Source organism: Paenibacillus ihuae (genome assembly GCF_001368795.1).
Lineage (GTDB): Bacteria > Bacillota > Bacilli > Paenibacillales > Paenibacillaceae > Paenibacillus_AQ > Paenibacillus_AQ ihuae.
Window position 1 is genome coordinate 2,430,471 of sequence record NZ_LN831198.1, and the last position, 26,613, is coordinate 2,457,083.

Annotated in this window: 28 protein-coding genes; 23 read left to right on the forward strand and 5 right to left on the reverse strand. The window is 47.8% G+C overall.

Annotation, left to right across the window (positions count from 1 at the left end; genetic code table 11):
* From AQR02_RS34055 to bshB2, 5 genes are all read left to right on the forward strand, one after another.
* On the forward strand, nt 1-340 hold a 340-nt coding region (locus tag AQR02_RS34055; RefSeq protein WP_245237325.1), incomplete at its 5' end, for an amino acid ABC transporter permease.
* 15 nt (nt 341-355) lie between these two features.
* The gene (locus AQR02_RS10955) at nt 356-1,099 is read left to right on the forward strand and encodes an amino acid ABC transporter ATP-binding protein (RefSeq protein WP_054940586.1); all 744 of its coding nucleotides are present in this window, start codon (nt 356-358) and stop codon (nt 1,097-1,099) included.
* Between the two features lie 189 nt (nt 1,100-1,288).
* Nucleotides 1,289-1,597, forward strand: coding sequence for a hypothetical protein (locus AQR02_RS10960; RefSeq protein WP_054940587.1), 309 nt, complete (start codon nt 1,289-1,291; stop codon nt 1,595-1,597).
* 25 nt (nt 1,598-1,622) lie between these two features.
* Nucleotides 1,623-1,970 carry a YojF family protein gene (locus AQR02_RS10965; protein ID WP_054940588.1) on the forward strand — a complete coding sequence of 116 codons (348 nt, stop codon included), beginning with the start codon at nt 1,623-1,625 and terminating at the stop codon, nt 1,968-1,970.
* 21 nt (nt 1,971-1,991) lie between these two features.
* Nucleotides 1,992-2,678, forward strand: coding sequence for a bacillithiol biosynthesis deacetylase BshB2 (bshB2, locus tag AQR02_RS10970; RefSeq protein WP_054940589.1), 687 nt, complete (start codon nt 1,992-1,994; stop codon nt 2,676-2,678).
* Nucleotides 2,679-2,732: 54 nt separating this feature from the next.
* Here bshB2 and AQR02_RS10975 read toward each other — a convergent pair whose 3' ends face one another.
* Nucleotides 2,733-4,127, reverse strand: a complete 1,395-nt coding sequence (locus tag AQR02_RS10975) for an MFS transporter (RefSeq protein WP_054940590.1) — start codon at nt 4,125-4,127, stop codon at nt 2,733-2,735.
* Nucleotides 4,128-4,244: 117 nt separating this feature from the next.
* Here AQR02_RS10975 and AQR02_RS10980 point away from each other — a divergent pair, with 117 nt between their 5' ends.
* From AQR02_RS10980 to AQR02_RS11030, 12 genes are all read left to right on the forward strand, one after another.
* The gene (locus tag AQR02_RS10980; protein WP_054940591.1) at nt 4,245-5,132 is read left to right on the forward strand and encodes a LysR family transcriptional regulator; all 888 of its coding nucleotides are present in this window, start codon (nt 4,245-4,247) and stop codon (nt 5,130-5,132) included.
* A 16-nt stretch (nt 5,133-5,148) separates the two neighbouring features.
* On the forward strand, nt 5,149-5,697 hold the full coding sequence (locus AQR02_RS10985) for a GNAT family N-acetyltransferase (RefSeq protein WP_054940592.1): 549 nt from the start codon (nt 5,149-5,151) through the stop codon (nt 5,695-5,697).
* 186 nt (nt 5,698-5,883) lie between these two features.
* A complete protein-coding gene (locus AQR02_RS10990) occupies nt 5,884-6,846 on the forward strand; it encodes an AraC family transcriptional regulator (protein WP_425339972.1) in 963 nt (320 codons plus the stop codon).
* 112 nt (nt 6,847-6,958) lie between these two features.
* Complete coding sequence (locus AQR02_RS10995; protein WP_054940594.1) at nt 6,959-7,753, forward strand: SDR family NAD(P)-dependent oxidoreductase; 795 nt, start codon at nt 6,959-6,961, stop codon at nt 7,751-7,753.
* Nucleotides 7,754-8,025: 272 nt separating this feature from the next.
* On the forward strand, nt 8,026-8,460 hold the full coding sequence (locus tag AQR02_RS11000) for a MerR family transcriptional regulator (protein ID WP_054940595.1): 435 nt from the start codon (nt 8,026-8,028) through the stop codon (nt 8,458-8,460).
* 6 nt (nt 8,461-8,466) lie between these two features.
* Nucleotides 8,467-9,438, forward strand: a complete 972-nt coding sequence (locus AQR02_RS11005; protein ID WP_054940596.1) for an aldo/keto reductase — start codon at nt 8,467-8,469, stop codon at nt 9,436-9,438.
* 159 nt (nt 9,439-9,597) lie between these two features.
* Nucleotides 9,598-11,853, forward strand: a complete 2,256-nt coding sequence (locus tag AQR02_RS11010) for an ATP-binding cassette domain-containing protein (protein WP_054940597.1) — start codon at nt 9,598-9,600, stop codon at nt 11,851-11,853.
* Nucleotides 11,854-11,945: 92 nt separating this feature from the next.
* Nucleotides 11,946-13,424, forward strand: coding sequence for a cardiolipin synthase (cls, locus tag AQR02_RS11015; RefSeq protein ID WP_425339973.1), 1,479 nt, complete (start codon nt 11,946-11,948; stop codon nt 13,422-13,424).
* 93 nt (nt 13,425-13,517) lie between these two features.
* Nucleotides 13,518-13,688, forward strand: a complete 171-nt coding sequence (locus AQR02_RS32405; RefSeq protein ID WP_159067739.1) for a hypothetical protein — start codon at nt 13,518-13,520, stop codon at nt 13,686-13,688.
* 315 nt (nt 13,689-14,003) lie between these two features.
* Entirely contained in the window at nt 14,004-14,747 is a 744-nt protein-coding gene (locus tag AQR02_RS11020) for a metal ABC transporter ATP-binding protein (protein WP_209444200.1), read from the forward strand.
* Entirely contained in the window at nt 14,740-15,582 is an 843-nt protein-coding gene (locus AQR02_RS11025; RefSeq protein ID WP_054940599.1) for a metal ABC transporter permease, read from the forward strand. The genes AQR02_RS11020 and AQR02_RS11025 overlap by 8 nt, the downstream gene beginning before the upstream one ends.
* On the forward strand, nt 15,579-16,502 hold the full coding sequence (locus AQR02_RS11030; protein WP_054940600.1) for a metal ABC transporter substrate-binding protein: 924 nt from the start codon (nt 15,579-15,581) through the stop codon (nt 16,500-16,502). The genes AQR02_RS11025 and AQR02_RS11030 overlap by 4 nt, the downstream gene beginning before the upstream one ends.
* 69 nt (nt 16,503-16,571) lie before the next feature.
* Here the strand turns inward: AQR02_RS11030 and nrdF are convergent, their stop codons facing one another.
* The 3 genes from nrdF to nrdI are packed head-to-tail and all read right to left on the reverse strand — an operon-like array spanning nt 16,572 to nt 20,001.
* Entirely contained in the window at nt 16,572-17,531 is a 960-nt protein-coding gene (gene nrdF, locus AQR02_RS11035) for a class 1b ribonucleoside-diphosphate reductase subunit beta (protein ID WP_054940601.1), read from the reverse strand.
* Nucleotides 17,532-17,570: 39 nt separating this feature from the next.
* Complete coding sequence (gene nrdE, locus AQR02_RS11040) at nt 17,571-19,655, reverse strand: class 1b ribonucleoside-diphosphate reductase subunit alpha (RefSeq protein ID WP_054940602.1); 2,085 nt, start codon at nt 19,653-19,655, stop codon at nt 17,571-17,573.
* Entirely contained in the window at nt 19,642-20,001 is a 360-nt protein-coding gene (gene nrdI / locus AQR02_RS11045) for a class Ib ribonucleoside-diphosphate reductase assembly flavoprotein NrdI (protein ID WP_054940603.1), read from the reverse strand. The genes nrdE and nrdI overlap by 14 nt, the downstream gene beginning before the upstream one ends.
* 449 nt (nt 20,002-20,450) lie before the next feature.
* On the opposite strand from nrdI, the gene AQR02_RS32410 reads away from it, so the two are divergent.
* Nucleotides 20,451-20,651 (forward strand): hypothetical protein, encoded by a 201-nt coding sequence (locus AQR02_RS32410; RefSeq protein ID WP_148449085.1) that lies wholly within the window; start codon nt 20,451-20,453, stop codon nt 20,649-20,651.
* A 28-nt stretch (nt 20,652-20,679) separates the two neighbouring features.
* The gene (locus AQR02_RS11050) at nt 20,680-21,003 is read left to right on the forward strand and encodes a hypothetical protein (protein WP_054940604.1); all 324 of its coding nucleotides are present in this window, start codon (nt 20,680-20,682) and stop codon (nt 21,001-21,003) included.
* Nucleotides 21,004-21,173: 170 nt separating this feature from the next.
* On the opposite strand, the gene AQR02_RS11055 is transcribed toward AQR02_RS11050, so the two are convergent.
* Entirely contained in the window at nt 21,174-22,061 is an 888-nt protein-coding gene (locus tag AQR02_RS11055; protein ID WP_054940605.1) for a LysR family transcriptional regulator, read from the reverse strand.
* Between the two features lie 99 nt (nt 22,062-22,160).
* On the opposite strand from AQR02_RS11055, the gene zwf reads away from it, so the two are divergent.
* From zwf to AQR02_RS11075, 4 genes are all read left to right on the forward strand, one after another.
* Nucleotides 22,161-23,690, forward strand: a complete 1,530-nt coding sequence (zwf, locus tag AQR02_RS11060) for a glucose-6-phosphate dehydrogenase (RefSeq protein ID WP_054940606.1) — start codon at nt 22,161-22,163, stop codon at nt 23,688-23,690.
* Between the two features lie 39 nt (nt 23,691-23,729).
* Nucleotides 23,730-24,398, forward strand: coding sequence for a fructose-6-phosphate aldolase (gene fsa / locus AQR02_RS11065; RefSeq protein WP_054940607.1), 669 nt, complete (start codon nt 23,730-23,732; stop codon nt 24,396-24,398).
* Nucleotides 24,399-24,433: 35 nt separating this feature from the next.
* A complete protein-coding gene (gndA, locus tag AQR02_RS11070; protein WP_054940608.1) occupies nt 24,434-25,852 on the forward strand; it encodes an NADP-dependent phosphogluconate dehydrogenase in 1,419 nt (472 codons plus the stop codon).
* Nucleotides 25,853-26,236: 384 nt separating this feature from the next.
* Complete coding sequence (locus AQR02_RS11075; protein WP_054940609.1) at nt 26,237-26,584, forward strand: VOC family protein; 348 nt, start codon at nt 26,237-26,239, stop codon at nt 26,582-26,584.
* Nucleotides 26,585-26,613 lie beyond the last annotated feature (29 nt).

A 26,613-nucleotide genomic window follows, 5' to 3' on the forward strand; every position in this document is an offset into this window, starting at 1 on the left:
TGAAATTTTCCGCGGCGGGCTGCTTTCAATTGATAAAGGGCAGCATGAAGCGGCTAAGGTGCTTGGACTCAGCAAATGGCAGACTCTCCGTAAGGTCATTCTGGCCCAGATGTTCCGGGTCGCGTTGCCTGCCGTAGCCAATGAATCCATTACACTGGTCAAAGACACTGCATTACTCTATGCTGTAGCCGTACCGGAGCTGCTTAATTATGCAAAGACTGCGGTGAACCGTGACTTTACGGTAACCCCGTTTGTCGTTGCCGGCGTGATATATTTACTTATGACCCTGGTGCTGACCTTGTTCTTCAAAGCACTGGAAAAACGTTTCAAATTTGAGTAGAAGGACTGTCCAACTATGAGTAGTATGATAGATGTCAAACAATTACAGAAATCGTTCGGCAGCCTTGATGTGCTGAAGCAGATTACCTTTGAGGTGAACCCGGGTGAAGTCGTGGCGGTGATCGGGCCTTCCGGCTCCGGTAAGAGCACAATGCTGCGCAGTCTGGTGCATCTCGAAGAAGTAACCGGGGGCAGCATCTTCATTCACGGCAAGCCGCTGGTAGAGAACGGTAAATATGCCGGGCATGCGGCGATCAGAGATATTACCGCAAGCATGGGGATGGTGTTTCAGCATTTCAATCTGTTCCCTCACCTTACTGTGCGTGGCAATCTCGAGCTTGCTCCAAGAACGCTCAAACGGGAGAACCCGCAGGTTATTACAGCCAGAAGCAGCGAGCTGCTCTCCAAGGTAGGCCTTGCCGATAAGGCGGATGTATATCCGTCCATGCTGTCCGGCGGACAGAAGCAGAGGGTAGCGATCGCCAGAGCGCTCATGCTGAATCCGGACATTCTGCTCTTTGACGAGCCGACCTCGGCACTGGATCCCGAGCTGACCGGCGAGGTACTCCGGGTAATCCGCCAGCTGGCAGAGGAGAACATGACGATGATCATTGTTACCCATGAGATGAACTTTGCCCGCGATGTGGCGGACCGTATATTCTTTATGGATAACGGGGAGATTGCCGAATCGGGCACGCCGGAGCAGATCTTTGGCAGTCCAAAGCTGGAGCGTACCCGGTTGTTTTTGAATCAGGATTAATGAAATAGGGCTTGTCGTAAGGTGCATAGCGGCTGCTATGCGCCTTTTTAACATTAATAAACATGAATGGGCATGCATGGTTTTGACAGTGGACACAAGGAATGAGAAAATAAAATTTCGAAGCAGTAAGCACATTGAACGAACAATGGTGATGTTTCAGAGCAGATTTGATACATTTGGAGGTATACAATGAATCAGCGTTTTCGGATCACACGATCGATGCAGGACAACCTTCCGGAGCAAGCGATCACTTTGGAAGAATGCAAGCAGTACTTTGCTTCCCAGCCAGACTTTACGTATTCACAGGTTTTTACCGTAAAAGGACCGGAGAGCATCATGACCATCGAGGGAGATTTTTTCATGTGGAGACTTGGGGACAGTGAAATCCCTTTCCGGCTATATGGGGGAGATCTCTATGTAGCTCTTTCAGCCGAAGCCATCGTTCCCAAAATGCTTGAAATTGCAACTGATTTGCGTGCAGATGTAATTGAAGGATAGACTACCAGACAACAAGGAGGCTACTATGCAGCTGATAAACCCGCAAGACATCCAGATCCGGATCGACCAGCTTACCGGTCAGGACCTGTTCATTCATCTTGAACTCACGACTGGAGCCTATGCCAATCACTTGGACAGTACAAGACATCCGGCGTCAGCATTCATCAGTAATGCAGGCATCCGCTATACCCATGGTTCGATCTCTGGGACAGGTCCATACCGGGTCGGCTTAAAGACGGAGCAGGGCTGGGTATATGCTGAAGGCCTTACCCATGTAGATGAGACTGAAACAGAACGGCTTATTATGGCTGGTCATGACAGTCAGGGTAAGCTGGTCGTCGCCCTGCAGCTGAGCCGGGACAAGTTCGAATGAAAAACGGGGGTGTTTGCAGCTATGAAACCTAAACAAGCGGGACATCAGCGCATCTTAGTGGTGTTGCCCCATCCCGATGATGAATCATTCGTTGCCTCAGGAACGCTGGCCAAGTACATAGAAGGTGGAGCGATAGTCACTTTTGCCTGTCTGACACTTGGAGAGATGGGCCGTAACATGGGCATTCCTCCCTTCGCGAACCGGGTCACCCTGCCCGCAATCCGTAAACTGGAGCTGGAAGCATCCTGCAGAGCAATTGGGATTCAGGATTTAAGAATGCTTGGCTTCCATGACAAAATGATAGAGTTTGAAGACAAGGACCTGCTGGATTCACAGATTTTGAAGCTGTTAAAGGAGCTGAACCCTTCGCTGGTCATCACTTTCTACCCGGGGTACAGTGTGCATCCGGATCATGATGCGACTGGTGCTGCCGTTATACGCACAATTAGCAAGCTTCCTTCAGCAGAGCGGCCGCTAGTGTATTGCAGCGCATTCGCGAGCAATCACGAGCAGATGATAGGGAAAGCGGATGTAACCGTAGACGTGACCGCATTTCTTGACCGAAAGATGGCGTCGATACAGGCGCACCGTTCGCAATTCCAGGCAGCGGAGCTTGTTGGCAACCGGGAGCTGTCTGATGAAGAAATCCGTATGCGGTTCGGCACGGAGCAGTTCTGGACATACCGGTTCGATGAATCTCACGAATAGGGAACCTAATTAAACAAGGGAGTGGTAGACCTCTCCCTTGTTTTTGTTTTATTTTTAGCGAAGCTGCGAATTCTGTAATTTCTCTGACTCCCGGCGGCGCCAGCTCATGAACACCAAAGACAATGCGATTACCGTGAGGATTATCCCAAGCACCTGTAAGCCTCCGCTGCTGAACCTATCCCCCATAACGACGCTTATCAACAACGAGGAGAGTATCGTTCCCAGGTACCTGGATGTATTAAAGACTCCGGAGGCTACACCAATAATCTCTTTAGGAGAGCTTTTGAATAAGGCAGCCTGTAAGCCAACACCATTCAGACCGTTGCTGATGCCGAATGCAGCCAGTGCAATACATACGCTGCTAACCGGTGAATTTCCGTCCAATGTCACGAGCCACACTGAGCCGAAGGTCATAAGTATTGCGGATACCAGTAAGGCTGGCACTGGACCAGATTTATCAATCCATCGTCCAGCAAATGGAGCAGTAACAAGGGAGCATAAGCCTAAGCTCAACATGAGAATTCCCGTATCGAACTCACTGACCCCCCGCACCATTTGCAAATAGGATGGCAGACCGAAAAAGAGGGAATAAAACAACACATTAACAAGCAGGTACTCCACGTTAACCCGCATCATCTCAGGATATTTGGCGAAGGTGCGCAACGGAATGAAGGGTGACTCCGCTTTTAGCTCATGTCTGACAAAAGCCGTTAGAAATGCTAGCCCGATTCCCCCTAAAATAACATGTAAGAATGTAATTTCTCCAGATGATTTAGCTGATAATAGACCAATGAGCAAGGATACAAGGCCTACAGTAAAAAGCAGAATCCCCGGCAGATCAATCCATACAAACCACTTATGAACGGACAAATTCTTAGCGGTGGTTACTGGCGCATTGTCCTTTGGTATTGTTCTCCAGGCAAGCACGAAGCTAGCCGCCACAAACGGAATATTTACGAAAAAGATAGCCTTCCAATCCCACCAATGAATTAATGTCCCGCCAATAAAGGGGCCGATTGCGGCTGCTCCTGACAGAAATATCGACATCACGGACAGCGCGGTTGCCTGTTTCTCCGTGATATGAATCCTGATGATAGCCATTCCAACAGCAACCATCATACTTGTTCCGACGGATTGTACAATACGGAATACAATGAGCCAGCCGAAGCTTGGTGATAGCGGAGCCAGTAATGAGGCAGCGAATGCTACAACAAGACCGGCAAGAAAGATTGTTCTGCGTCCGAATATATCACTGGCCTTTCCCATCACCGGCTGTGCAACAGCACTAGCAATGTAAAATGAAAAAATAACCCAGGACACATCAGTATAGTTAAGCTCGTATACAACCTGAAGTCTGGTAATTGCAACGGAAATCATAGAAGAATTTAACGGATTTAATAGTACCCCTAATCCCACGGAAATCAATAACCACCTGCTGCGGGCATTCATCTTTGTTGCCCTCCCTCTATATTGTGTTAAGGTTAGCGTACTTGAATTCCTTTATTTATTCCAACGCATTTCATGGTATGATTTCATAGACTCAAAGGAATGAATGGGGGATAAGTAATGGAACTTCTTCAGCTGCAATATTTCCTTACGGTTGCCCGGTTGGAGCATATGACCGAAGCTGCACACAGTCTGCATGTTACCCAATCCTCGCTCAGCAAAACAATCGGGCGACTGGAAGCAGATCTGGGAGTTCCTTTATTTGACCGCAGCGGCAGGAGTCTGCGGTTAAATGAATTCGGCATTAGTTTTCTCCGCCGCGCAGAAAGAGCTTTGTTTGAACTCGAGCAGGGAAAGCAGGAGCTCAGAGATCTGTCCAGCAAGGAACAGAGCACATTAGAATTAGCAGTGACTGCGGCAAGTACATTGCCAAATATCCTGAGGGCTTTCCGTAATAAGCAGCCTAATATCCATTTTCATGTTCAGATGCTGACTACGCAGGAAATGGTTGACCGGTTACTTAGAGGAGAAGTGGACTTCTGTTTGTCCTCACCGTCTATAGAAGACGAAGACATTGAGAGCATCATTGTGTTCAACGATCCGATCCTTGTTGCTGTGCCTAAAGGGCATCGACTGGCAGACCGGACTAGCGTGACCTTGGCAGAATTAAGGAATGAATGGTTTGTTGGTGTAAAGAGAGGGTATGGTACCCGTGATCTGACGGACGCAGTATGCAAATCATCAGGTTTTATTCTAAACTATGTGTATGAAGGGGATGAACCTTCGAGATTAGTCTCACTGGTGGAAGCCGAAGTGGGTATTGCCTTCATTCCCGGTACAGCAAGGGATTCACGGGCTTCTCTCAGATATCTGGAAATAGAGGATCCAGGGATGGTGCGGGAGATCGCATTATTGTGGCATAAAAGCCGGTATATCTCCCGGGCTGCCCACGATTTCCGCGAGGTTGTTTTGGACTATTTTGCGGGGTTATCCGAATCTATAAAATGAAAAAGAGGCGGAGATGATGAAATTGCTAGAGCAGCGAGTATATGTCCGGTTCCCGGAGGAAAAGGATGCCGGAGAATTGACAGCTCTGTACAAGCGTAACCGGGAGTTTATCGAGCAATTCTCGCCAAGCGTCCAAGAGGAGTTTTATACGGAGGAGCACCAGCTGCAGGCGATAATAAAGGGCAGGGCGGATCGAGAAGAAGACCGGAGATATGACTTTGTGATTTGCCTTAAAGAGGATGACCGGATTATCGGTAATGTCGGGCTGTCCTTTGTATTGCGGAGTGCGCTCCAGTGCTGCATGATCGGATACAGCCTGGATCAGGCATATAACGGGAAGGGCTATATGACCGAAGCCGTGAAACAGGTCGTGCGTTATGCCTTCGAGGAGCTGAAATTCCACCGGATTAGCGGAGAAGCATCGCCCCAGAATCCCGGTTCTATCCGTGTGCTTGAGAACGCGGGGTTCCACAAAGAAGGCATTGCCCGAAGCAATGTGAAGATTAACGGAGTCTGGAAGGATCATCAGGTTCTCGCTATTATTAATCCCTCGGATATAGAATAATAATTTTCAGTGGGCAATTTTAAAAGCGCGTATCGCGTATAATCAAGCTTCCAATCGTAACAATAGACACTTTTACCGCTGCCATTCTACACGGCATTAGATTAAGAGAGGACGATCAAGATGGCATTCCATCATCCTTCTGAACGTATAAAGATCCCGCCAGGGTTCTGGGCAGGATTAAGCCACATGGGGCTATCGCTGCACGAAGTCGCTTCGCAAGCAGGATTGCCGCTCACCGTGATTAAGGATTCAAACGGGGTTACCACCGCCCAATATTTTGCAATCTGGCTGGCATATTCCGATCTCGTCGGAGACATCTCAGATAGCATTATCAGGTTATCCAGCGCATTTGAAACAGCACAGTACCCGCCTTCAGTCTTGGCGACATACCACGCCCGCAACTATCGCGATGCGTTATACAGGATGGCCCGGTATAAACAAATGTGTCCGCCTGAGAACTTACACATCTATGAAGATGGAGATAGCTGTACGATCGATCTGAACTGGCAGTCCGGTGTGCAGACCGGTCCGCCAGTGCTGGCCGGGATTACCCTGGCTACTCTGCTGGAGCTCGGCCGGCGGGGCACCGGACAACATGTGAATGCCAAACTCGTTGAGTTCGCGTATCCTATGGGAGACGTACGGGCGCTGGAGACGTATTTTGGCGCGCGGATTCAAACCGGGGCGAAACATAACCGGTTGACACTTCCCCGGATAAATCTTGACCTCCCGTTTATCTCCTATAACGAAGAGCTGCTGCAGATATTGACACCCGCGCTGGATCATACCTTGGATGAACGGTTAAGCAGCCACTCTTTGACCGGGACTGTCAAATGGATCATGAAACGCAGCTTCACAGCAGGGCGTCAGGATATTCAGGCTGTCGCCAGTGAACTCGGGATGAGCGACCGGACCCTGCAGCGCAGGCTTACTGAAGAAGGGACCAGCTTCAAGCAGCTGTTGACTGAGGCCCGGCATGAGCAGGCGCTGGAATATCTGGCCGACCCTTCGCTTGATATTAAAGAAGTGGCCTTCCTTATCGGATATGAGGATCAGAACTCCTTCTACCGCGCCTTCCGTTTGTGGGAAGGAGATACTCCAGCCCATTGGCGTTCCGAACATTTAAGTCCTGCTGTGACGACGGTTTAGTAAATTGGCGTGTCCAACAAGTAAGATGGCGGGACAGGCTAGTTACCAGAAGTGCCGGACAAGGTATCATAATCTCTATCCAGTGCAGTAAGAACACAAGGAGAGATGAACGATGGATATGGGATTAACGAATACAACGGCTCTAGTAACGGGATCGACAAAAGGGATTGGGAAAGCCATCGCTATCGAGCTCGCACGGGAAGGTGTACATGTACTGATCAATGGCCGAAGTGAGGAAGAAGCCGAACGTGTTGTAGAGGAGATCCGGCAGCAATTTCCGTCCACCACTCCCCGGAGTGCAGCCGCTGATATTACAGATGCTCAGCAGAGGGAAGCCTTATTTGCGAAGTTCCCCGACATTGATATTCTAGTCAACAATACAGGCATCTACGAAATGATGCGGTATGAGGACGTTGATGATGAAGTGTGGGAGCTATACTTCCGGACGAATGTACTGGCAGCGAACAGTTTAGCCAGATTCTATCTCCCCAGGATGCTTAAGAACGGTTACGGACGCATTATCTTCATCGCAAGTGAAGAAGCAGTGATGCCATCCGGGCAAATGCCGCAGTACTGTATGACCAAATCAATGCTGCTATCCTTGTCCAAAAGCTTATCTAAACTGACTATCGGGACCGAAGTTACCATAAACACGATCTTGCCTGGGCCAACGCTGTCTGAAAATGTGCAGCAGATCATCGAAGGCATCTACATCAATGATGAGAGGTCTTTTGCTGAGAAAGAGCGAATCTTCATGAGTACCAATCTTCCCCAGTCCGAAATCCAGCGCTTCATCAGGCCTTACGAGATTGGCAGATTGGCTGCGTTTGTATGCAGTCCATTTGCTTCAGCCTTCAAAGGTTCTCCGATCCGCATGGACGGGGGAATGGTGCCAACGATTTTCTAAGACAACACTACGATTAAAAGACGCAATAACTTACCCCTATGTAAGCTGAACTTAAGAAATGATGGCCAGCAGATAGGCGAAGCCCTTGAGGAGCAAGGATCTCGTCAATGAAGCAAGTTGTATTCTTATGTTCACTATATATAGAGTAGTTTTTGCGTCTTTTACTATGATCTGAATTTTGTGCTTGCTTTAAAGTGTACTTTAAGGCTTAGGCTGATATTGGACCTGCCGGAAATGCCTGAAACTAAAATTTTACGAGGGAGACACCTAACATGACATACTCTATAAAAGAAGCTTCAGAGCGGGTTGGTTGTCCGGCACATACCATTCGTTTTTACGAAAAGGAGGGACTACTCCCGTACATTAAGCGGGATAAGCATGGAAATCGACTGTTCGAACAAGAACATCTAGACTGGATTAGACTGATGACCTGCTTTCGTGCAACTGGAATGAAGCTGTCTCTATTGAAGCAGATGGTAGAGCTTGCATTAGATGGTGATACAACCATTCCGCAGAGAAAAGCTATTCTAAACCACTACAAAGAGGACCTGCTCAGGCGGCAGAGCGAGCTTGCAGAAGCCGTTGATGCGGTGAATAACAAACTGGCCATCTATGAGGATATTGAGTCGGGAAGAATCCCATCGGAAAGTTCAATGCTGGAACAAATGGAAAATCAGCAGCATATACCAACGGATAAAGAGAGGTAACTTTTTATGAAAACTAGAAAACTCGGAAACAGTGACTTGGACGTATCCTCAATCGGACTTGGAATTATGGGGATGTCACCTGGCATGTATGGTGAAACTAATGATGAACAGTCCATTCAGACTATTCATCATGCCCTGGATATAGGTGTTACGCTATTCGATACTGCAGACGTCTATGGAAACGGGCATAATGAGGTGCTCCTCGGGAGAGCACTCAAAGGACGCAGGGAACAGGCTATTCTTGCGACAAAATTTTCGTATACTCCCAATTATGAGCGTATTAGCGGTCATCCGGATTATGTGAAAAAAGCCATCGAGGATAGCCTGCGCCGTTTAAATACCGATTATATTGATCTATATTACCAGCATCGCGTCGATCCGGATATCCCCATTGAGGAAACCGTCGGGGCAATGGCTGATTTGGTCAAAGCGGGCAAGGTCCGTTATCTTGGCCTCTCAGAAGCTTCTGCCTCTACCATCCGCCGTGCGCATGCCGTTCATCCGATCTCCGCTCTCGAAAGTGAGTATTCGCTCTGGAGCCGGGACATCGAAGACGAGATTCTGCCTGCCGTCAGAGAATTAGGGATAACTCACGTAGCGTATAGTCCGCTGAGCAGAGGATTTATTTCCGGTGAACTGCGTACCTTTGAGGACCTGGACGCTAATGATCTGCGCAGATGGATGCCGAGATTCCAAGGGGATAACTTCAGCAAGAATGTTGAAATTGTAGACAAGCTAAAAGAAATCGCACTTGAAAAAAATTGCACTCCTTCGCAACTGGCCATAGCATGGACCATAGCCAATGAGGCACTGCCGATTCCCGGAACCAAGCGCATTAAATATCTGGAGGAGAACACCGCTGCCGCGGAAGTTGTTCTGACTCCTGAGGATTTGAAGCGTATTGAGAATATAAGCCCTAAAAATGCAGTCCGCGGTACTAGATACATGGCAGAACAGATGACTCTGCTGGACGGGTAAACATCGCTACTGGATAAAAAATTATATTAACACAAACAGTGACTCTCTGTATTGAGAGTCACTGTTTGCGTTAATGCAGGTTGTTAAGTATTGACACGATCCTAAGAGATTGCCTATGATTGAATACTAACATCAATATGAACCGAAAGGATGTCAGGCATGAGCGAAATGAATCAGGAGTATATCTTAATCTCAGGAGCAAGAGAAAATAATCTCAAAAATGTGTCCCTGCGTATTCCGAAACGGAAGATCTCGATCTTCACCGGTGTATCCGGCTCCGGCAAGTCATCGATTGTCTTCGATACGATTGCCGCAGAATCCACGCGATTGTTGAATGAGAACTTCAGCATGTTTGTGCGCACCTTCCTGCCGAAATATCCGCAGCCCGATACAGACTCTATCGAGAACCTGAGCATGGCAGTAATTGTAGACCAGAAGCGGCTGGGCGGCGGCTCCCATTCCACGATGGGTACGATTACGGATATATCTCCTATTCTGCGACTGCTTTTCTCCAGGGCGGGTCAGCCCTATGTCGGACAAGCGAATAGGTTCTCGTTCAATGATCCTGCCGGAATGTGTCCCGAGTGTGGCGGCATCGGCCGCAGGCTGGCTGTGGATATGAGCAAAGCGCTGGATATGTCGAAGTCTTTGAATGAAGGAGCCATCCATCTTCCCGACTATTCGGTGAACGGCTGGGATTGGAACATGATCGTGCAGTCCGGTGACTTCGATCTAGATAAGAAGCTGAGCGATTACTCGGAAGAGGAACTGGAGCAATTGCTGTACGCCAAGGCAAGGAAAGTACAGATGGATTTCGCCGGTAAAGCAACGAATATTACAGTAGAAGGTGTAATTGAGAAATTCACTAACAAATACATCAAGCAGGATGTGAAGCTGAAGTCCGAGCGTACCCAAAAAGCTGTTGCACCGTACATCACCGAGGGACCCTGTTCCAGCTGCCATGGGGCTAGACTCAGTCAGGCTGCGCTCAGCTGCAGGATCAACGGCCTCAACATTGCGGAGCTGTCCTCCATGGAAGTAGGACAGCTCATCCGTGTCATCCGTGAAATTGATGATCCTGCCGCTGCGCCGGTCCTCAGATCACTGGCGGAGCGGCTACAGCATCTGGTCGATATCGGTCTTGACTATCTGACGCTGGACCGTGAGACGGATACATTGTCCGGCGGCGAGTCTCAGCGCGTCAAAATGGTGAAGCACCTGAGCGGCAGTCTGGTGGATGTCACTTACATCTTCGATGAGCCAAGTGTTGGCCTGCACCCGCGTGATGTACACAGGTTAAATGAACTGCTGCTGAAGCTGCGCGACAAGGGGAATACAGTGATCGTCGTTGAGCATGATCCCGATGTAATCAAGCTGGCAGATCATATCGTCGATGTCGGTCCTCACGCCGGCAGCCGCGGAGGGAATATCGTATATGAGGGAAGCTTTCAGGGACTGCTGGAGGCAGGTACACTTACAGGCAGTTATATGAACCGACCGCTTCTTTTGAAGTATGACTGCAGGCAGCCGTCCGGATATCTGCCCATCAAAGAGGCCTCACTACACAACCTGCAGAACGTTAGTGTTGATATCCCAGCCGGGGTGCTGACAGTAGTTACGGGCGTTGCCGGTTCAGGCAAAAGCACACTGATTAACGATGTCTTCCTCAGCCAGCATCCGGATGCGATCGTTATCGACCAATCTGCTGTAGGCGTGTCAACACGCTCGAATCCTGCAACTTACACAGGCATTATGGATGATGTGCGCAAGGCGTTTGCATCCGCGAATAAGGTGAGCCCTGGTTTGTTCAGCTTCAATTCCAAGGGGGCCTGCGAGAACTGCCAAGGGCTCGGAGTTGTCTATACAGATCTTGGTTTCCTTGATAGTATAAAGCTGCCATGCGAGGTATGCGGAGGTAAACGGTTTAAAGAGGAAGTGCTGGCTTATCATCTGAATGGCAAGTCAATTGCTGATGTGCTGGAGATGAATGTGGAGCAGGCTCTGGATTTTTTCCAGTTAAAAGAGGTTGTCCGCAAACTTCAGGCAATGAGTGATGTGGGTCTGAATTATATTACACTCGGCCAGCCGCTCAGTACACTCTCGGGCGGGGAATGCCAGCGCATTAAACTGGCGAGTGAGCTTTATAAGAAGGGCAGCATCTACGTGATGGATGAGCCGACAACCGGCCTGCACATGTCAGATATTGGCCATCTTCTGGAGATCATGAACCGCCTCGTGGATGCCGGCAATACGGTGATTGTCATTGAACACAACCTCGATGTAATCAGCCAGGCAGATTGGATTATCGATATGGGACCGGACGGAGGGAGCAGGGGTGGACGGGTGGTGTTCGAAGGCCCGCCTCAGCAGATCGTTCAAGCCGAGCTATCCATCACGGGAAAATACTTGAAGTAGAGCGATCCGCTTGTATCTTCCATTACTCCCCATGAAGCTGCTGCTTCGAGTGTGGAGATGTTTGGTTATTAAATAGTTACTGTACAAATTACATGCAGCAAATACATCTGAAAGGGGCTGACACGAATTTGGAATGGGGTAGCCTCTTCACACTTAGTCTATCACTTGTAACCATACTCAATATTATTTTGGCTGCCATTGTTGTCTTCATTGAGCGCAGAGATATCGGGTCCACATGGGCCTGGCTGATGGTCTTGTTTTTTATCCCCGTGGTCGGATTTCTGTTTTACATTTTCTTCGGCAGACAGCTTAAGCAGAGAAATTTCTACAACTTAACCTTTGAAGAACGGATGTACCTTCAATCGGCTATCGATGAACAGCTGATGAATGTAGATTATCAAGGGGGACTTACAGCCAAGTATGCCGATCTGCTGAAGATGAACCTGCTATCATCCAACGCAATTATCTCATCCGACAACGAAATTGAGATATTCAATGACGGGCGGGAGAAATTTAATTCGTTGTTCGAGGATATCCGCAATGCAACCCATGAAATCAACGTGCAGTATTATATCATTCAGCCCGATGAATTAGGGACCAGGCTACGGGATGAGCTGACACGGAAGGCGAAGGAAGGCATCCAGGTACGCGTTCTGTATGATGAGATCGGCTCCAAGCGGATATCACGATCCTTCTTCAAGGAGTTAATCGAATATGGAGGAACGGTGGAAGTATTCTTCCCGTCGCTGTTCCGGCTGATTAATTTCCGGATTAATAACCGCAACCACAGAAAGCTGTGCATTATTGACGGAGAGATTGCCTATATCGGCGGATTTAATGTCGGGGATGAGTACCTCGGTCTCGACAAAAAAATGGGCTATTGGCGGGACACACATTTCCGGATCAAGGGAGGAGCTGTCGATCAGATTCAAGGCCGGTTTTTCCTGGACTGGAACAAGGCTGCGAATCGCAGTGAAAAGCACCCGGAGCAGTTACCCTACCGTACGGAAAGGCATACCGGTGAAAGTGTGGTCCAGATCATCTCCAGCGGCCCGAATTCCCAGACAGAGCATCTGAAGAATATGTATCTGAAATTAATCGGCTCCGCCAAGAAGAGCATCTACATTCAAACGCCTTATTTCGTCCCGGATGCCAGCTTTATGGATGCCTGCAAAATCGCGCTGATGTCCGGAGTGGACGTAAGAATCATGATCCCCAATAAGCCGGACCATATGTTTGTCTATTCGGCAACTCTGGCGCATGCCGGTGAACTGCTGCCCTATGGCGTCAAAATCCTGCAATACGAGAAAGGATTCATGCATGCGAAGACGATTGTAGTGGATCAGGAGATCGCATCTGTCGGTACAGCGAATATTGATACCCGCAGCTTCCGGCTGAACTTTGAGGTGAATGCGCTGGTCTGTGACCAGGTCATTGCCAGTCAGCTGCATGATTTATTCTTAGAAGATAGTACTGAGTGCTCAGAGTTAACACTCGAGAGATACGAGGTACGGCCGAAGCTGGCCAAATTCAAAGAAGCTGTCGCAAGATTGTTATCCCCTATTCTGTAAAAATCTACGATCACAACTCCGAAATGCATAAAACCTCTTGGACATCGGTATCCTATAGAGGCAAATTATGCCTTGAAGGAGTGATTCTTACCTATGGATAAACAGTCAAAACAAACAACGGATCCCAAAGCTATGCCGGTTAAGAAAGTGACTCCAACGGACTCCTCCGGTAAAAATGAGCCCGAGTTTGCGGATGAGCTAACCCGCAGCGATATCGAGTCAGCGTTCAAAAATCCGATCACCGGTGAGGAACGAATGTATTAAAATTCTAAAACAGCTGCAGCTCAGGACTGATAAACAAGTCCTGAGCTGCAGCTGTTTTATTTACCGGGATCACCTATCAGAAGAAGCAGCAGAAATAGCGTTCACTCCGAATATTTAAGTCAAATTTAAAATATCGTTGACATTTTGCCTATAGTTAAATATATTGTACGTAAGAATGAATGTTTCCTCATGTAAACATTGTTTTAAATTAAATCATTGTTTCACATGAGAAACAATGACTTTCTCAAATGAACCGGAGCTGATAAACGTACCACTACATATGACTCTAATAGGAGACGAGGAGTTTTTATTATGATCGAGATTAAAGGGCTAAACGTTGATTATTTCGGCAATTCAGCACTGGAAAATGTAACTCTGAATATCCCCTTCGGGCATGCCGTAGGGATTATTGGACCCAATGGTGCTGGCAAATCAACTTTTATCAAGGCATTATTAGAGGTCATTAAGAAGAGAAGCGGGACGGTTCAATTCGGGGGTGAAGAGATCTCAGAGTATAAACGAAAAATTGCCTATGTACCGCAAAAAAATGACATTGACCTTACGTTTCCGATAATCGTGAAAGATACGGTGCTGACAGGAACTTATCCAAACTTAAAAATATTCCGGCGTCCAGGCAAGAAGGAGCGGGAACAGGCCGAACAGTGCATGGCTATGGTAGAAATAAGTGACCTTGCTAATAAACAAATCAGTAATTTATCCGGGGGACAGCTGCAGAGGGTTATTATTGCCAGGGCACTTGCCCAACAGGCCGATGTTTTTTTCCTTGATGAACCTTTTGTCGGCATCGATCTGGTCAGTGAGAAGATCATTGTCAACCTGCTTAGGGATCTTCGCGAAGCAGGAAAAACAATACTCGTCGTTCACCACGACCTGCATGAAGTCGAAGAATATTTTGATAAGATCATCATTCTTAATAAAAAATTGATTGCTTTCGGCGATGTGAGCGACACCTTTACAACAGAGAATATCCGCAGTGCATATGGTTCCTCCTTAGGCAATGTGATTATCAGAGGGGCGGGAGGTGAACAGCATGATTGATTATGTGTCAGACTTGCTAGACATTCCGGTATACGCGCTTAACGCCGGGCTATCAGCTATTATCCTCGGTATTGTATCAGGAGCTCTGGGAAGCTTTATAGTGCTTAGAAAAATGTCGCTGATGGGCGATGCCTTATCGCATGCAGTACTTCCGGGTGTTGCACTATCTTATATCCTGGGGATCAACATCCTGCTAGGCGCTTCATTGTTTGGCCTATTAGCCGCAATTCTCATTCAATTCATTACCAGCCGCAGCAATATCAAAAGCGATACCTCGATCGGTATTATTCTCAGCTCATTTTTCGCCCTCGGGATTGTCTTGATTACCTTCGCCAAAAGCGGGCTGGATCTCACTCATATTCTGTTTGGTAATATCCTGGCTGTTCCGCATTCTGAGCTAACTCAATCCTTTGTGATTATGCTTGTAGTGATTGCTATCATTGTTTTGCTATATAAAGAGCTTTTGATCAGTTCGTTCGATCCGGTGGTTGCCAAGGCATATGGATTAAAAACAGGATTTTACCATTATCTCTTGATGATGCTTCTGTCTGTTGTCACAGTATCCTCATTGTCGCAAGTCGGTATTGTACTGGTGATCGCCATGCTGGTTATTCCGGCTGCCACTTCCTATCTGTGGACCAATAAGTTACTGCACATGATCGTGCTGGCCTCTGCAGTAGGTGCTGTATCGGGCATCGCGGGAGTGTTCCTTAGCTTTAGCTATAATCTGCCGACAAGTGCCACAATCGTGCTGGTGGGAGTAAGCATGTTTGGAATCTCATTCATCTTATCCCCTAAAAATAATTTTCTGAGGAAAGGGCTGAAGCAAGGATGAAATTATTCAAAAGCCTGTCTTTGACCGTACTGATCCTGCTGCTTGGCGCATGCTCTAACGTTAGTGAAGGGGAGTCAGGCACAGATAAGCTGCAGATTGTTGCCACGTACTCCATTATCGCCGATATGACTGAAAATATTGTCGGAGATAAAGCGGAGGTATATAGTATGGTTCCCATCGGAACGGACCCGCATATGTACGATCCGCTGCCTGCAGATACGGGTAAAGTCTCAAGTGCGGATCTGATTTTCTACAACGGCTTAAACCTTGAAACAGGTAAGGGATGGTTCCAGGATCTGCTTGATGTAACTAAAAAGAATGATGTTGCCTTTGCCGTCTCCGAAGAGGTAAACCCCATGCACCTGACCGAGAAGGGCAAGGAAACCCAGGTCGATCCCCATGCCTGGCTGGATATTCAGAATGCCGTAAAATATATAGATACCATCACCAAACGTGTAATTGAACAGGATCCGGACAACAAAGAGTATTATCTTACTAACCAGTCAGCCTATCTGAAGGAACTGAATGAGTTGGATCAGTACGCAAAGGATGCTGTGCTTGAAATCCCGCAAGAGAAAAGAATCCTTGTGACCAGCGAGGGGGCATTCAAATACTTCTCCAAGGCTTATGGATTTGAGTCGGCTTTTATCTGGGAGATTAATACGGACAGCCAAGGAACGCCAGAACAAATGAAACGAATTATTAACATTATCGATGAAAATAAAGTCCCTGCCTTATTTCTGGAAACTAGTGTGAATCCTAAAACGATGGAAACCATCTCGAATGAAACGGGAGTCCCCATACATTCCAAGATCTTTACTGATTCTCTGGCTAAAAAGGGGGAAGAAGGGGACACCTACATTAAGATGATTAAATGGAATATCGATAAAGTAGTGGAAGGGCTGTCTCAGCAGCAATAATAAAAACGACTTAAGGATGAGCCTGGAAGCCCGTTCTTAAGTCGTTTTTTTATTGATCATGTTACTTCATTAAAACTGGAAATCTTCATCCTTCAGTGGTTCCACGTTAAGCGCCCGGATATATCCGTTGCCTTTTTTCGAGAAAAAGTCATGCTGCTTCGTGTGGGTGCTGATGCCGTTCTGGACAATCGGATTGATCTCTTCGTCGTCGAACAGCGGATCATGACCCAGATTCATCATCGCTTTGTTGGCGTTATAGCGGAGGAAGGTCTTAACCTCTTCCACCAGTCCGATAGGAGCATACACCTGTTCCGTATAACGTTCTTCATTCTCATGCAGCAGACGGAGCAGGCCTACAAGTGTCTGATGCAGGTCGCGCTGCTCGTCTTCCTCAAGTCCGTCAAAAATCTCCTGCGCCAGAACACCGACGTACACCCCGTGAATGCTCTCATCGCGTAAAATCAGATCGATAATCTCACCGCTGCAGGTCATTTTTCCCTGGCCGGCCAGATACAGCGGGTAGAAGAAGCCGCTGTAGAACAAGTAGCTCTCCAGCAGCACGGAAGCTGCCATAGCGAGGTACAAGTCTTTAGGGGAGTCAATGTTTTTATAATACTGAGAGATAGTTTCCGCCTTGAACTGCAGATGCGGATTCTCTTCCACCCAGCGGAATACCCCGTCAATTTCTTCCGTAGAAGCGAGGGTGGTAAAAATACTGCTGTACGACTTGGCATGAATCTGTTCCATCATCCCCATGAAGCCCAGAACAGCCTTGCGCTGCAGGCCTTCGACATGCTCCATGATCTGCGGCATGCCGACTCCGCCCTGAATCGTATCGAGCAGCGTCAGGCCGCCCAGCACTTTCATATAAGAGTCCTTTTCCTGCTCACTGAGCGTAAGCCAGGACATTTTATCATCGGATAGCGGGATTTCATCATCTGTCCAGAATTGCATAATGTTCTGGTTCCAGAACATTAATGAGAAATCGTCGTCCGGACGGTTCCAGTTAACGGCTTGGATAGCGCTCATAATTTTGCAATCTCCTTTTCTGCGGCCAAAGCCTTCCTATTAGATCGAGCAGGTGAGGCATTCCTCGACGGACAGCTTTTTGGTCCGGGTGTAATACAGCGACTTCAGGCCTTTATGCGCAGCATACAGGTAGGAACGGGCAAGTTCCCGTGTAGATACATCGCTGTTAACATGCAGAACCGTCGAGATGCCCTGATCGATATGAGGCTGAATCTCTGCGATCAGGTCAATCACCTTAAACTGGTCCATCTGGTAAGCCGATTTATAGAAGAACACATTATCCGGCCGCAGGTAGGGCATCGGATAGTACGTAGTAGAATTGGCATATGTCCGTGTCTCGATCTGCTCCACAATCGGCATCACGCTGGAAGTGGCATTCTGAATGTAGGAAATACTCGCTGTCGGTGCAATCGCTAACCGGTAAGCATGGTAGAGGCCGTTTGCCTGTACTTTATCCCGCAATTGTTCCCAGTCTGCAGGCGAAGGGATATACATATCCCCGAACAGCTCCTGCACTCTTGGGGTAACCGGACGGTAATCCGTAGTCAGATAACGTTCGAAATAAGCTCCTGAAGCATAATCAGATGCCTCAAACCCCTGGAAAGAGCGGCCGGTTGCCGCAGCAATTTCCATGCTCCTTTCCAGTGAATGATAGTTCATGGTCATGAAGAAGGTCCGGGCAAAATCACGGGCCTGTTCACTTTCAAAGGCAATATTGTTCTTGGCCAGATAACCGTGGAGATTCATGACGCCAAGGCCGACAGAGTGCATTTCCTTGTTCGCTTTGGCTACGCCCGGGGCGTTAGAGACGCTGGTCATGTCGCTGACAGCAGTCAGGGCGATCATGCCCTCATGCACGGATTCACGGATTTTGCCATGCTCCATAACGTTAACAATATTAAGGGAAGCCAGATTGCAGCTTACATCACGGCGGATGGTATCCTCTTGCCCGTAATCGTTAATCTCCGAAGTTTCCTGCAGCTGGAAAATTTCCGTACAGAGGTTGGACATTTTGATCTGGCCGACGTTCTTCAGGGCATGCGCCGCATTGGCATTGCTCTTGTTCATAATATACGGATAGCCGGATTCCAGCTGGATCATGGCGATTTTGGTCAGCATATCCCGTGCATTCATTGCTTTCTTCTTCTTCACACGCGGATCGGCCAGCAGCTTATCGTACATGTCATCCAGATCCATATCATCCAGGTGTGTTCCATAAGCCTTGTACACAGTATAAGGGGCAAAAACATGCAGCGGTTCATTATCCTTAGCCAGCTGGTAGAAGCGGTTCGGTATGATTAATCCTATGGACAGGGTTTTAAGTCTTGTTTTCTCGTCGGCGTTAATTTTCTTGCTGTCGAGGAATTCCAGAACATCCCATCCAAAAATATTATAGTAGGCTGCTCCGGAGCCTTTACGCTGACCCATCTGATCCGCATAGGAGAAGCCGTCTTCCATCAGTTTAAGCACCGGCATAATGCCCTTCGCCGCATCCTCGACACCCTTGATCGTCTCCCCGCGTGAGCGGAGCTTGGACAGGTTGACTGCCACGCCGCCGCCGATTTTCGACAGCTGCATGCAGGTATTGAGTACATAGTTAATAGAATTGAGCGAGTCGTCCATCTCGATCAGGAAGCAGGAGACTAGCTCACCGCGCCGGCTTTTACCGGCATTCAGGAAGGTAGGCGTTGCCGGCTGCAGGCGCTGTTCCATCATCGAACGGGCGAGTACCCCGGCGGTCTCAGCGTTGCCGCGTCCCAAATGAAGAGCGACTGCCGCCACACGGTCCGGATAATGCTCCAGATATTGCTTGCGGTCATTGCTTTTCACGGCATAGTCCGTATAGAACTTCGAAGCTGCCATATAAGAGGGGAACGTAAAGTTGTAGCTGTGGGTAACCCGGTAGACTTCCTCAATCTCAGCCACACTGTACTGTAAGTAAAAGTTCTCATAGAAATCCTGTTCGATCATGTAATCAACCTTGGCTTTGGTATCCTTAAACACCAGACTCCGCCGCTCCACGTCCCGCATGAATTCGGCTACCGCCTCAAGGTCTTTATTCAATTGAAAGAAGCCGCTCTCGTCCCGCTTCATCAACATGTTGTTCAGTTCAATATGCCGCAACCCGGCTCACCTCCTGTTTAATCCGCTCCACATCGCCAAATGTGCCGGATAATTCAAATTTCCCAATGACTGGCACATTGTACCGGTCTGCAATCAAATCCGCGCTATGGGCGAACAGCTCGCCCCAATTCCTATTGCCGCTGGCAGCGATGCCTTTCAGATTGCTGTAATTGTTTCTCAAAAAAGCAGACACCTTCTCTGGAATCTGTCCAAAGCCGGTGGTGTATGTAATTAGTACATAAGGCTCGTCTATAGTCATATGCTCCTCGATCTGCACAGCCGGCAGCTTAAGCTTGCTGATGAAGCGTTTGACGTTTCCCGTTTTTGAATCGTATGCGACCAGCATCGTGTCAGTCCTCCTGTAAATATGGCTGCAAATTTTATAGGATAGAAATCTGGAACCATTGCTAGATGTGCTGAAAATGATTATCACACTATATTTAGTGTGCGTTTCTTATTTTAATCACTATATGTTGGAAAGTCAATATAAGTGCTGCAGACATATTACTTAAAAATCTCTCTAGTAAGCACTTTGTCAGAGTCTCGGAATCCGAAAAACACAGGCGGTAAAAGAACTTTTTGCTTCTGAGAAAACTAGAGGATTTGTATAGATTATTTAACCAATTGAGCCAACCGGCTGGGTTTATAAAAGAATTAAAGAAGTCGGAAAGAAAGCACTTAATGATAGACAAACGCGGAGAATAGTACTTGAGCTGAAATACAAAAGATATAACCATATCATGGTTTGAAAGACCATAATATGGTTATTCATAACATATAAAACCTTTTTATTCCATGAATAAACAATACGTTCCAATAAGGTTTTTTGTTGGTTTTGATTGGGCATTTGAAAAAGCAACATTTAATCCTTCAACAATAAAACAAGATATCGAGACTACCTTAGAAGATCTAAAAATAAATCCTATCCGGGAAATGACAAAAGAACAAATTCGTATCAATAACGAAATGATTTTTGGTGAATATTCTAAACAATAAGTAGGTGAGGACTATAAAAAGAACTTTATTGATTATCGTTCTAATTGCGATTTCATTAATCGGTTGTTCGAACAATAAAGAAAGTGAACATCCTCTACTTCCCTATCCGCCAGTTGTAGTATGGGATAATAAGGCATTCGTGGTTACAGAGAATACTATTCAAGAGGATCAAGTTGGTGAAATAGTTGGAACCGTTAAAAGATATATTGATCCAAATAAAGCGGTACCTGAACGGGATGGCGACTCCACCATTGCACCGGTAGGAAGTGAATTTTATCAAATAAAGGGGCAAGAAGTGACATCCATTATTGCTGTCCTTATAAATGGAGAGTACCGGAAAGCATTTAGGTAAAAAGCTATAGCCAAAAAAAACTCCAGATCATTGATCGGGAGTTTCTTTGGTGTTCCTAATAATAGTCGATATGGTGTTTGATTCCAACCGAATACCTTTGAGCACATCAGAAGAGCCCGCCAATTCTGGTCTTCTGCATTTTGTATGTCAAATAAGTCGCTAACTGATTCTCACACTCTACGGGTAAGCTCGATGAACTTGCTGGCTGCAGTCGTCAGCGGCATATACCGCATCGTCATCATTCCCACCTGGGCAGGAGGAAGCTGTACATCCAGCTTGATCTCAAAGAGTGAGCCCTCTTCCAGCTCCTTGGATACGAATTCCCGGGTCACGAAGGAAATGCCTAGGCCTTTGCGGGCAAATTCGATCAGCAGGCCCACACTGCCGACCTCGAATTCGGGCTTCAGCTCATATCCGTAGCCCTGGAACAAATCCGTAATGGCCATACGTGCCCGGCTGCTCCGCGAGAACAGGATAATAGGATACTGGAGCAGCTCTTCGATAGAGAGCACCTTCTGGTTCAGCTCGGCATAACGGCTGCCTGCGATGAAGCAGTCCTGCAGCTGGAGCCCTTGACGGACTTCCAGCTGCGGATCGGTGATCGGCATGCGTACTACGCCCAGATCGACGAGACCTTCTTTTAAATAGGAGATCACTTCCGGTGTCGTACCATGGATCAGATGAAGACGGATGCCCGGGTACTGCTGGTGAAAGATTTCAATGAACGGCAGCAGATAGTGCTTGAACAGGGAATCACTGCCGCCAATCCGCAGCTCTCCGTTGTCGAGGTTTTTCAGCTCGGCCATTTTCTTCTCGGCCTGTGTGATGAGGATATGCGATTGTTCGATATAGGAGTAGAGAATAGCCCCCTCCGGTGTAAGTGCAACTCCCTTGGAGTTCCGGATAAAGAGGGACAGGCCTAAGCTGTCCTCCAGCTGCTTGATCGCATGACTGACACTCGGCTGGGTGATATACAGCGACTTAGCGGCTTGAGTCAGGCTTCCGGTCTTGGCAGCCCAGTAAAAAACCTTATATAACTCGAAATTTATCATAGACATGGTCTATAGCTCCTGTGAAATATATTAATTACTTGTATAGGTTGTATTTGTATTATAGTGTAACCAGGAAAGATAAACCAGAGCAGAAGGAGAATGGAGATGGAGGCAACCACGTTTGTTTTGTTTGGAGCGACAGGAGATTTGGCCCGGAGAAAAATCTACCCTGCGCTGTATAATCTTTTTCTTGATCACAAGCTTAACCATTCATTCTCTGTAATTGGTCTCGGCCGGAGAGAATTAGCTGACGAAGCCTTTCAGGCGATGGTGGAGCGGTCGATCCGGGACTTTTCCCGGCGGGAAGTGAAAGATTCTGCGTCCGTGCGCAGCTTCCTGAAGTCCTTCCGATATAATGTGCTGGATGTAGGGCATACAGAGGATTATACTAAGCTCCTTCAGCGGGTTGAGCAGCAGGAGAAACGGGCAGGAGGTTCCCCGAACCGCATGTTCTATTTATCCGTTGGCCCGGAGTTTTTTGAGACCATAGCCTTCAATATTAAACAAAGCGGGCTGGGTAACGCCAAGGGCTGGAAGCGCCTGGTAATTGAAAAGCCCTTCGGACATGATCTGCAGTCTGCACAGGAACTGAATCTGAAGCTGAGCGAGGCTTTTACTGAGGATGAAATTTACCGGATCGACCATTACCTCGGCAAACCGATGGTGCAGGAGCTCGATGTGTTCCAGCAGAGTAATCCGGTGCTTCACGCGCTTTGGAATAACCGTTACATCTCAAACGTGCAGATTACTGCAGGAGAAACCGTAGGTGTGGAAGAAAGAGCGGGCTATTACGATCATGTAGGTGCGCTCAGGGATATGTTCCAGAATCATATGCTGCAGCTGCTGATGATGCTCGCGATCCGCTTGCCGAAGGATAGTTCCCCGGAAGAGGTGCGGTTTAAAAAGAAAGAGGTTATGGAAGCACTGGAGCCGCTGGATGAAGGTGATGTCCAGTTTAACGTGATCCGCGGGCAGTATACTGCTGGCACGATCCAGGGTAAGCCGGTACAGGGCTATCTCTCCGAGCCGGGAATTCCGGCAGGATCAACGAACGATACCTTTATTGCAGCCAGACTACAGATCGATGATCCGTTCTGGAAGGATGTGCCGTTCTATATCCGGACCGGCAAGCGCATGAAGGAGAAATCGACGCGGATTGTGATCGAGTTCAAAGAGCCGCTCAAGCAGAGCTCATCAGCCGGAGAGAATGACATCCCCAATCTGCTGGTGTTCGAGATTAGCCCGAACGAGGGGGTAACCCTGCAGCTTAAGGCAAGAGATCCACAGCATAAAGGAAAGTTCAAGGCCATGCATATTGATTTCCACACCAGCTCAATTGAGGTTCCTGAGGCTTATGAGAACCTGATACATGACGCTTTACATGGCGATCCGTCATTTTTTGCCCATTGGAATGAGGTTGAGCTATCCTGGAAATGGGTGCAGCCGATCCTGAATGCTTTTGAGAAGAATAGCGTTCCGCTTCACACCTATGCTGCGGGTTCATTCGGACCTGCCGAATCGGATCAGCTGCTGGCTAAGAAGGGACATCACTGGTGGCTCGATACTGCCGAAGCTGCAAACGGTATTCAAGAAGAAGAAAACGATGTTTCTTTGCCCGATGCTTCAAATTTTTAATACTAAGTTTAGTTCAACTAAAAAATGGAGGTTATCACAATGAAATTTTTCATCGACACAGCGAATGTAGAAGACATCAAAAAAGCATACCAGATCGGCGTCCTGTCCGGCGTCACAACGAATCCCTCTCTTGTAGCCAAAGAAGGCGTGAAGTTTGAAGACCGCATTGCGGAAATTCTTCAGACCGTACCTGAAGTAGAGTCCGTTTCCGCTGAGGTTACTCCGGATGCCGTTACCGCAGAAGAAATGATCGCCCAGGCGAACGAACTGATCAAGATCAATAACTATGACAAAAACATTACCATCAAGCTCCCGATGACGCTCGCAGGTCTGGAAGCCTGCCGGTATCTGACTCAAAAAGGCGTAAAAACGAACGTCACTCTGATCTTCACCGTGAACCAGGCGCTGCTCGCTGCCCGTGCCGGAGCCACTTATGTATCACCGTTCCTGGGCCGTCTGGATGATATTTCAGAGGATGGGGTTCAGCTTATTGTAAAAGTCGCTGAATTGTTCCGCATTCATAACCTGGATGCGCAGATTATTGCAGCTTCGGTCCGCCATCCGGATCATGTTACCCGCGTTGCGATGGCCGGTGCGCATATCGCCACCATTCCGTTCAGCGTCATCGAGCAAATCTCCAAGCACCCGCTGACCGATCAGGGGCTGGAGAAATTCGCTGCCGACTGGAAGAAAGCTCCACAGGTATAATTGTCCTGCACAAATCATAGGGAGGTCTATTGACGATGGGTAAACAACAAATTGGTGTGGTCGGCTTAGCCGTCATGGGTAAGAATCTGGCCTTGAATATGGAGAGCAAGGGGTTCTCGGTAGCCCTGTACAACCGTTCCCGCGAGAAAACTGATGAGCTGCTTGCAGAAGCAGCTGGCAAAAACTTCGTCGGCGCTTACAGCATTGAGGAGTTTGTCCAATCGCTAGAGCTGCCGCGCAAAATCATGATTATGGTCAAGGCCGGCAAACCGACCGATGATACAATTAAGCAGCTGGTGCCGCATTTAGCTCCAGGGGATATCCTGATTGACGGCGGGAACGCCTTTTTCCCGGATACCCAGAGACGGAACAAAGAGCTTCAGGCGCAAGGCTTCCGTTTTATCGGGGCAGGCGTATCGGGCGGTGAAGAAGGTGCACTCAAGGGGCCGGCGATTATGCCGGGCGGACAGAAGGATGCCTACGAGCTGGTTGAACCAATCCTGACTGCCATTTCTGCCAAAGTGGACGGCGATCCTTGCTCGACTTATATCGGTGAAGACGGTGCCGGGCACTATGTCAAAATGGTCCACAACGGCATCGAATACGGCGACATGCAGCTCATTGGAGAAGCGTATCAGCTGCTGAAGGATGTACTGAGCCTGGACACCCAAGAATTGCATGAGATTTTCTCAGAATGGAACCGTGGAGAGTTAAGCAGCTACCTCATCGAGATTACTGCCGACATCTTCTCCAAAGCTGATCCCGAAACCGGCAAACCAATGGTCGATGTGATCCTGGATTCCGCAGGTCAAAAGGGAACCGGCAAGTGGACGAGTCAGAATGCGCTCGATCTCGGTGTTCCGTTATCGATCATTACTGAATCCGTGTTTGCACGTTTTATTTCGGCGATGAAGGAAGAGCGTGTGGCTGCAAGCAAACGCCTGAAGGGGCCTGAGGTCAAGAGCTTCGACGGTGACGCCAAGGAATTCATTGAGGCAGTCCGCAAAGCACTGTATGCCAGCAAAATTGCCTCTTACGCCCAGGGCTTTGCCCAGATGAGAGTGGCATCGGACGAGTATAACTGGAACCTGAACTATGGCAGCATCGCAATGATTTTCCGCGGAGGTTGCATTATCCGTGCCGGCTTCCTTCAGAACATCAAGGACGCTTATGACCGTGACCCTGAGCTCAAAAACCTTTTCCTGGACGAGTATTTCAGCAGCGTCGTTCATAACTACCAGGAAGCGTGGAGAGATGTGGTGGCGATCGCGGTTAAACGAGGCATTCCGGTTCCAGCCTTTGCTTCCGGATTGGCCTACTATGACAGCTACCGCTCCGAACGTCTTCCGGCCAACCTGCTGCAGGCGCAAAGAGACTACTTTGGAGCGCATACCTTTGAACGGGTGGACCAGCCGGGAAGTTTCCATTTTGGTTGGATGAGCAACAACGACTAACGAGTAGAATTCATTCCGTCTAAAAGCAGCATATTTAATTATAAAAGCCAAACCGCACAGGAATGTGGTTTGGCTTTTTGTATTCATAAGTATTTTGTTACGCTTTTGATGTTCTGTGCAATTTGTAAATTAACACAAGAACAGAGGGCAAAGGATATTTAAATTTACAAAAAAGAAATTTTGAAAGATAATGAGTAAACTGACCGGAACGTATCGTTTACTTTAGCAGATGGGATTACATCAACGATTTATTTATCCTAGTAAAGGGAACGTGCTGCATTTGTACAGGCGGAGTAATTCCTGCCAAGGAACTTCACTTTAAGCATCAATTATCTAATGAATCCGGAATGCTACAATATTTACTGGCAGAGAGGAGTAGATACGATGATACAAGGTTTTGGAGGCATATTTTGGAGAACGAAGGATCTGGAAGCTATAAAAAAATGGTACAGTGAAGTGCTGCAACTTGAGATAGGAGATTGGAATGGGACTGTGATCCAACCCCAATCGGGTAATGAGACGATCTTGTCTTTCTTCACCGAGAATGACAATTACTTTCCAACAGAACAACAGGTGATGCTAAACTTCCAGGTAGACGATCTGAACGAGACCCTTAAGCATCTTGAACAGATTGGTGTACCTCTTACCAAGCAACAAGAGGAAAGTGAATATGGAAAGTTTATTTGGATTGAAGATCCCGACGGCCGGCTGATTGAGCTTTGGGAGAAGTAACTAACATAAAAAAGAAGACCGGATTGTCC

Coding starts and splice junctions, on each gene's coding strand:
- gndA (WP_054940608.1), top strand. CDS start 24,434: ATGGGTAAACAACAAATTGGTGTGGTCGGCTTAGCCGTCATGGGTAAG.
- AQR02_RS10965 (WP_054940588.1), top strand. CDS start 1,623: ATGCAGCTGATAAACCCGCAAGACATCCAGATCCGGATCGACCAGCTT.
- AQR02_RS11055 (WP_054940605.1), bottom strand. CDS start 22,061: ATGTCTATGATAAATTTCGAGTTATATAAGGTTTTTTACTGGGCTGCC.
- AQR02_RS11030 (WP_054940600.1), top strand. CDS start 15,579: ATGAAATTATTCAAAAGCCTGTCTTTGACCGTACTGATCCTGCTGCTT.
- AQR02_RS32410 (WP_148449085.1), top strand. CDS start 20,451: ATGAATAAACAATACGTTCCAATAAGGTTTTTTGTTGGTTTTGATTGG.
- AQR02_RS10995 (WP_054940594.1), top strand. CDS start 6,959: ATGGATATGGGATTAACGAATACAACGGCTCTAGTAACGGGATCGACA.
- AQR02_RS10975 (WP_054940590.1), bottom strand. CDS start 4,127: ATGAATGCCCGCAGCAGGTGGTTATTGATTTCCGTGGGATTAGGGGTA.
- AQR02_RS11010 (WP_054940597.1), top strand. CDS start 9,598: ATGAGCGAAATGAATCAGGAGTATATCTTAATCTCAGGAGCAAGAGAA.
- AQR02_RS11000 (WP_054940595.1), top strand. CDS start 8,026: ATGACATACTCTATAAAAGAAGCTTCAGAGCGGGTTGGTTGTCCGGCA.
- bshB2 (WP_054940589.1), top strand. CDS start 1,992: ATGAAACCTAAACAAGCGGGACATCAGCGCATCTTAGTGGTGTTGCCC.
- AQR02_RS10980 (WP_054940591.1), top strand. CDS start 4,245: ATGGAACTTCTTCAGCTGCAATATTTCCTTACGGTTGCCCGGTTGGAG.
- AQR02_RS11005 (WP_054940596.1), top strand. CDS start 8,467: ATGAAAACTAGAAAACTCGGAAACAGTGACTTGGACGTATCCTCAATC.
- fsa (WP_054940607.1), top strand. CDS start 23,730: ATGAAATTTTTCATCGACACAGCGAATGTAGAAGACATCAAAAAAGCA.
- AQR02_RS11025 (WP_054940599.1), top strand. CDS start 14,740: ATGATTGATTATGTGTCAGACTTGCTAGACATTCCGGTATACGCGCTT.
- AQR02_RS32405 (WP_159067739.1), top strand. CDS start 13,518: ATGGATAAACAGTCAAAACAAACAACGGATCCCAAAGCTATGCCGGTT.
- cls (WP_425339973.1), top strand. CDS start 11,946: ATGCAGCAAATACATCTGAAAGGGGCTGACACGAATTTGGAATGGGGT.
- zwf (WP_054940606.1), top strand. CDS start 22,161: ATGGAGGCAACCACGTTTGTTTTGTTTGGAGCGACAGGAGATTTGGCC.
- AQR02_RS10960 (WP_054940587.1), top strand. CDS start 1,289: ATGAATCAGCGTTTTCGGATCACACGATCGATGCAGGACAACCTTCCG.
- AQR02_RS10985 (WP_054940592.1), top strand. CDS start 5,149: ATGAAATTGCTAGAGCAGCGAGTATATGTCCGGTTCCCGGAGGAAAAG.
- AQR02_RS10990 (WP_425339972.1), top strand. CDS start 5,884: ATGGGGCTATCGCTGCACGAAGTCGCTTCGCAAGCAGGATTGCCGCTC.
- AQR02_RS10955 (WP_054940586.1), top strand. CDS start 356: ATGAGTAGTATGATAGATGTCAAACAATTACAGAAATCGTTCGGCAGC.
- nrdI (WP_054940603.1), bottom strand. CDS start 20,001: ATGCTGGTCGCATACGATTCAAAAACGGGAAACGTCAAACGCTTCATC.
- AQR02_RS11075 (WP_054940609.1), top strand. CDS start 26,237: ATGATACAAGGTTTTGGAGGCATATTTTGGAGAACGAAGGATCTGGAA.
- nrdF (WP_054940601.1), bottom strand. CDS start 17,531: ATGAGCGCTATCCAAGCCGTTAACTGGAACCGTCCGGACGACGATTTC.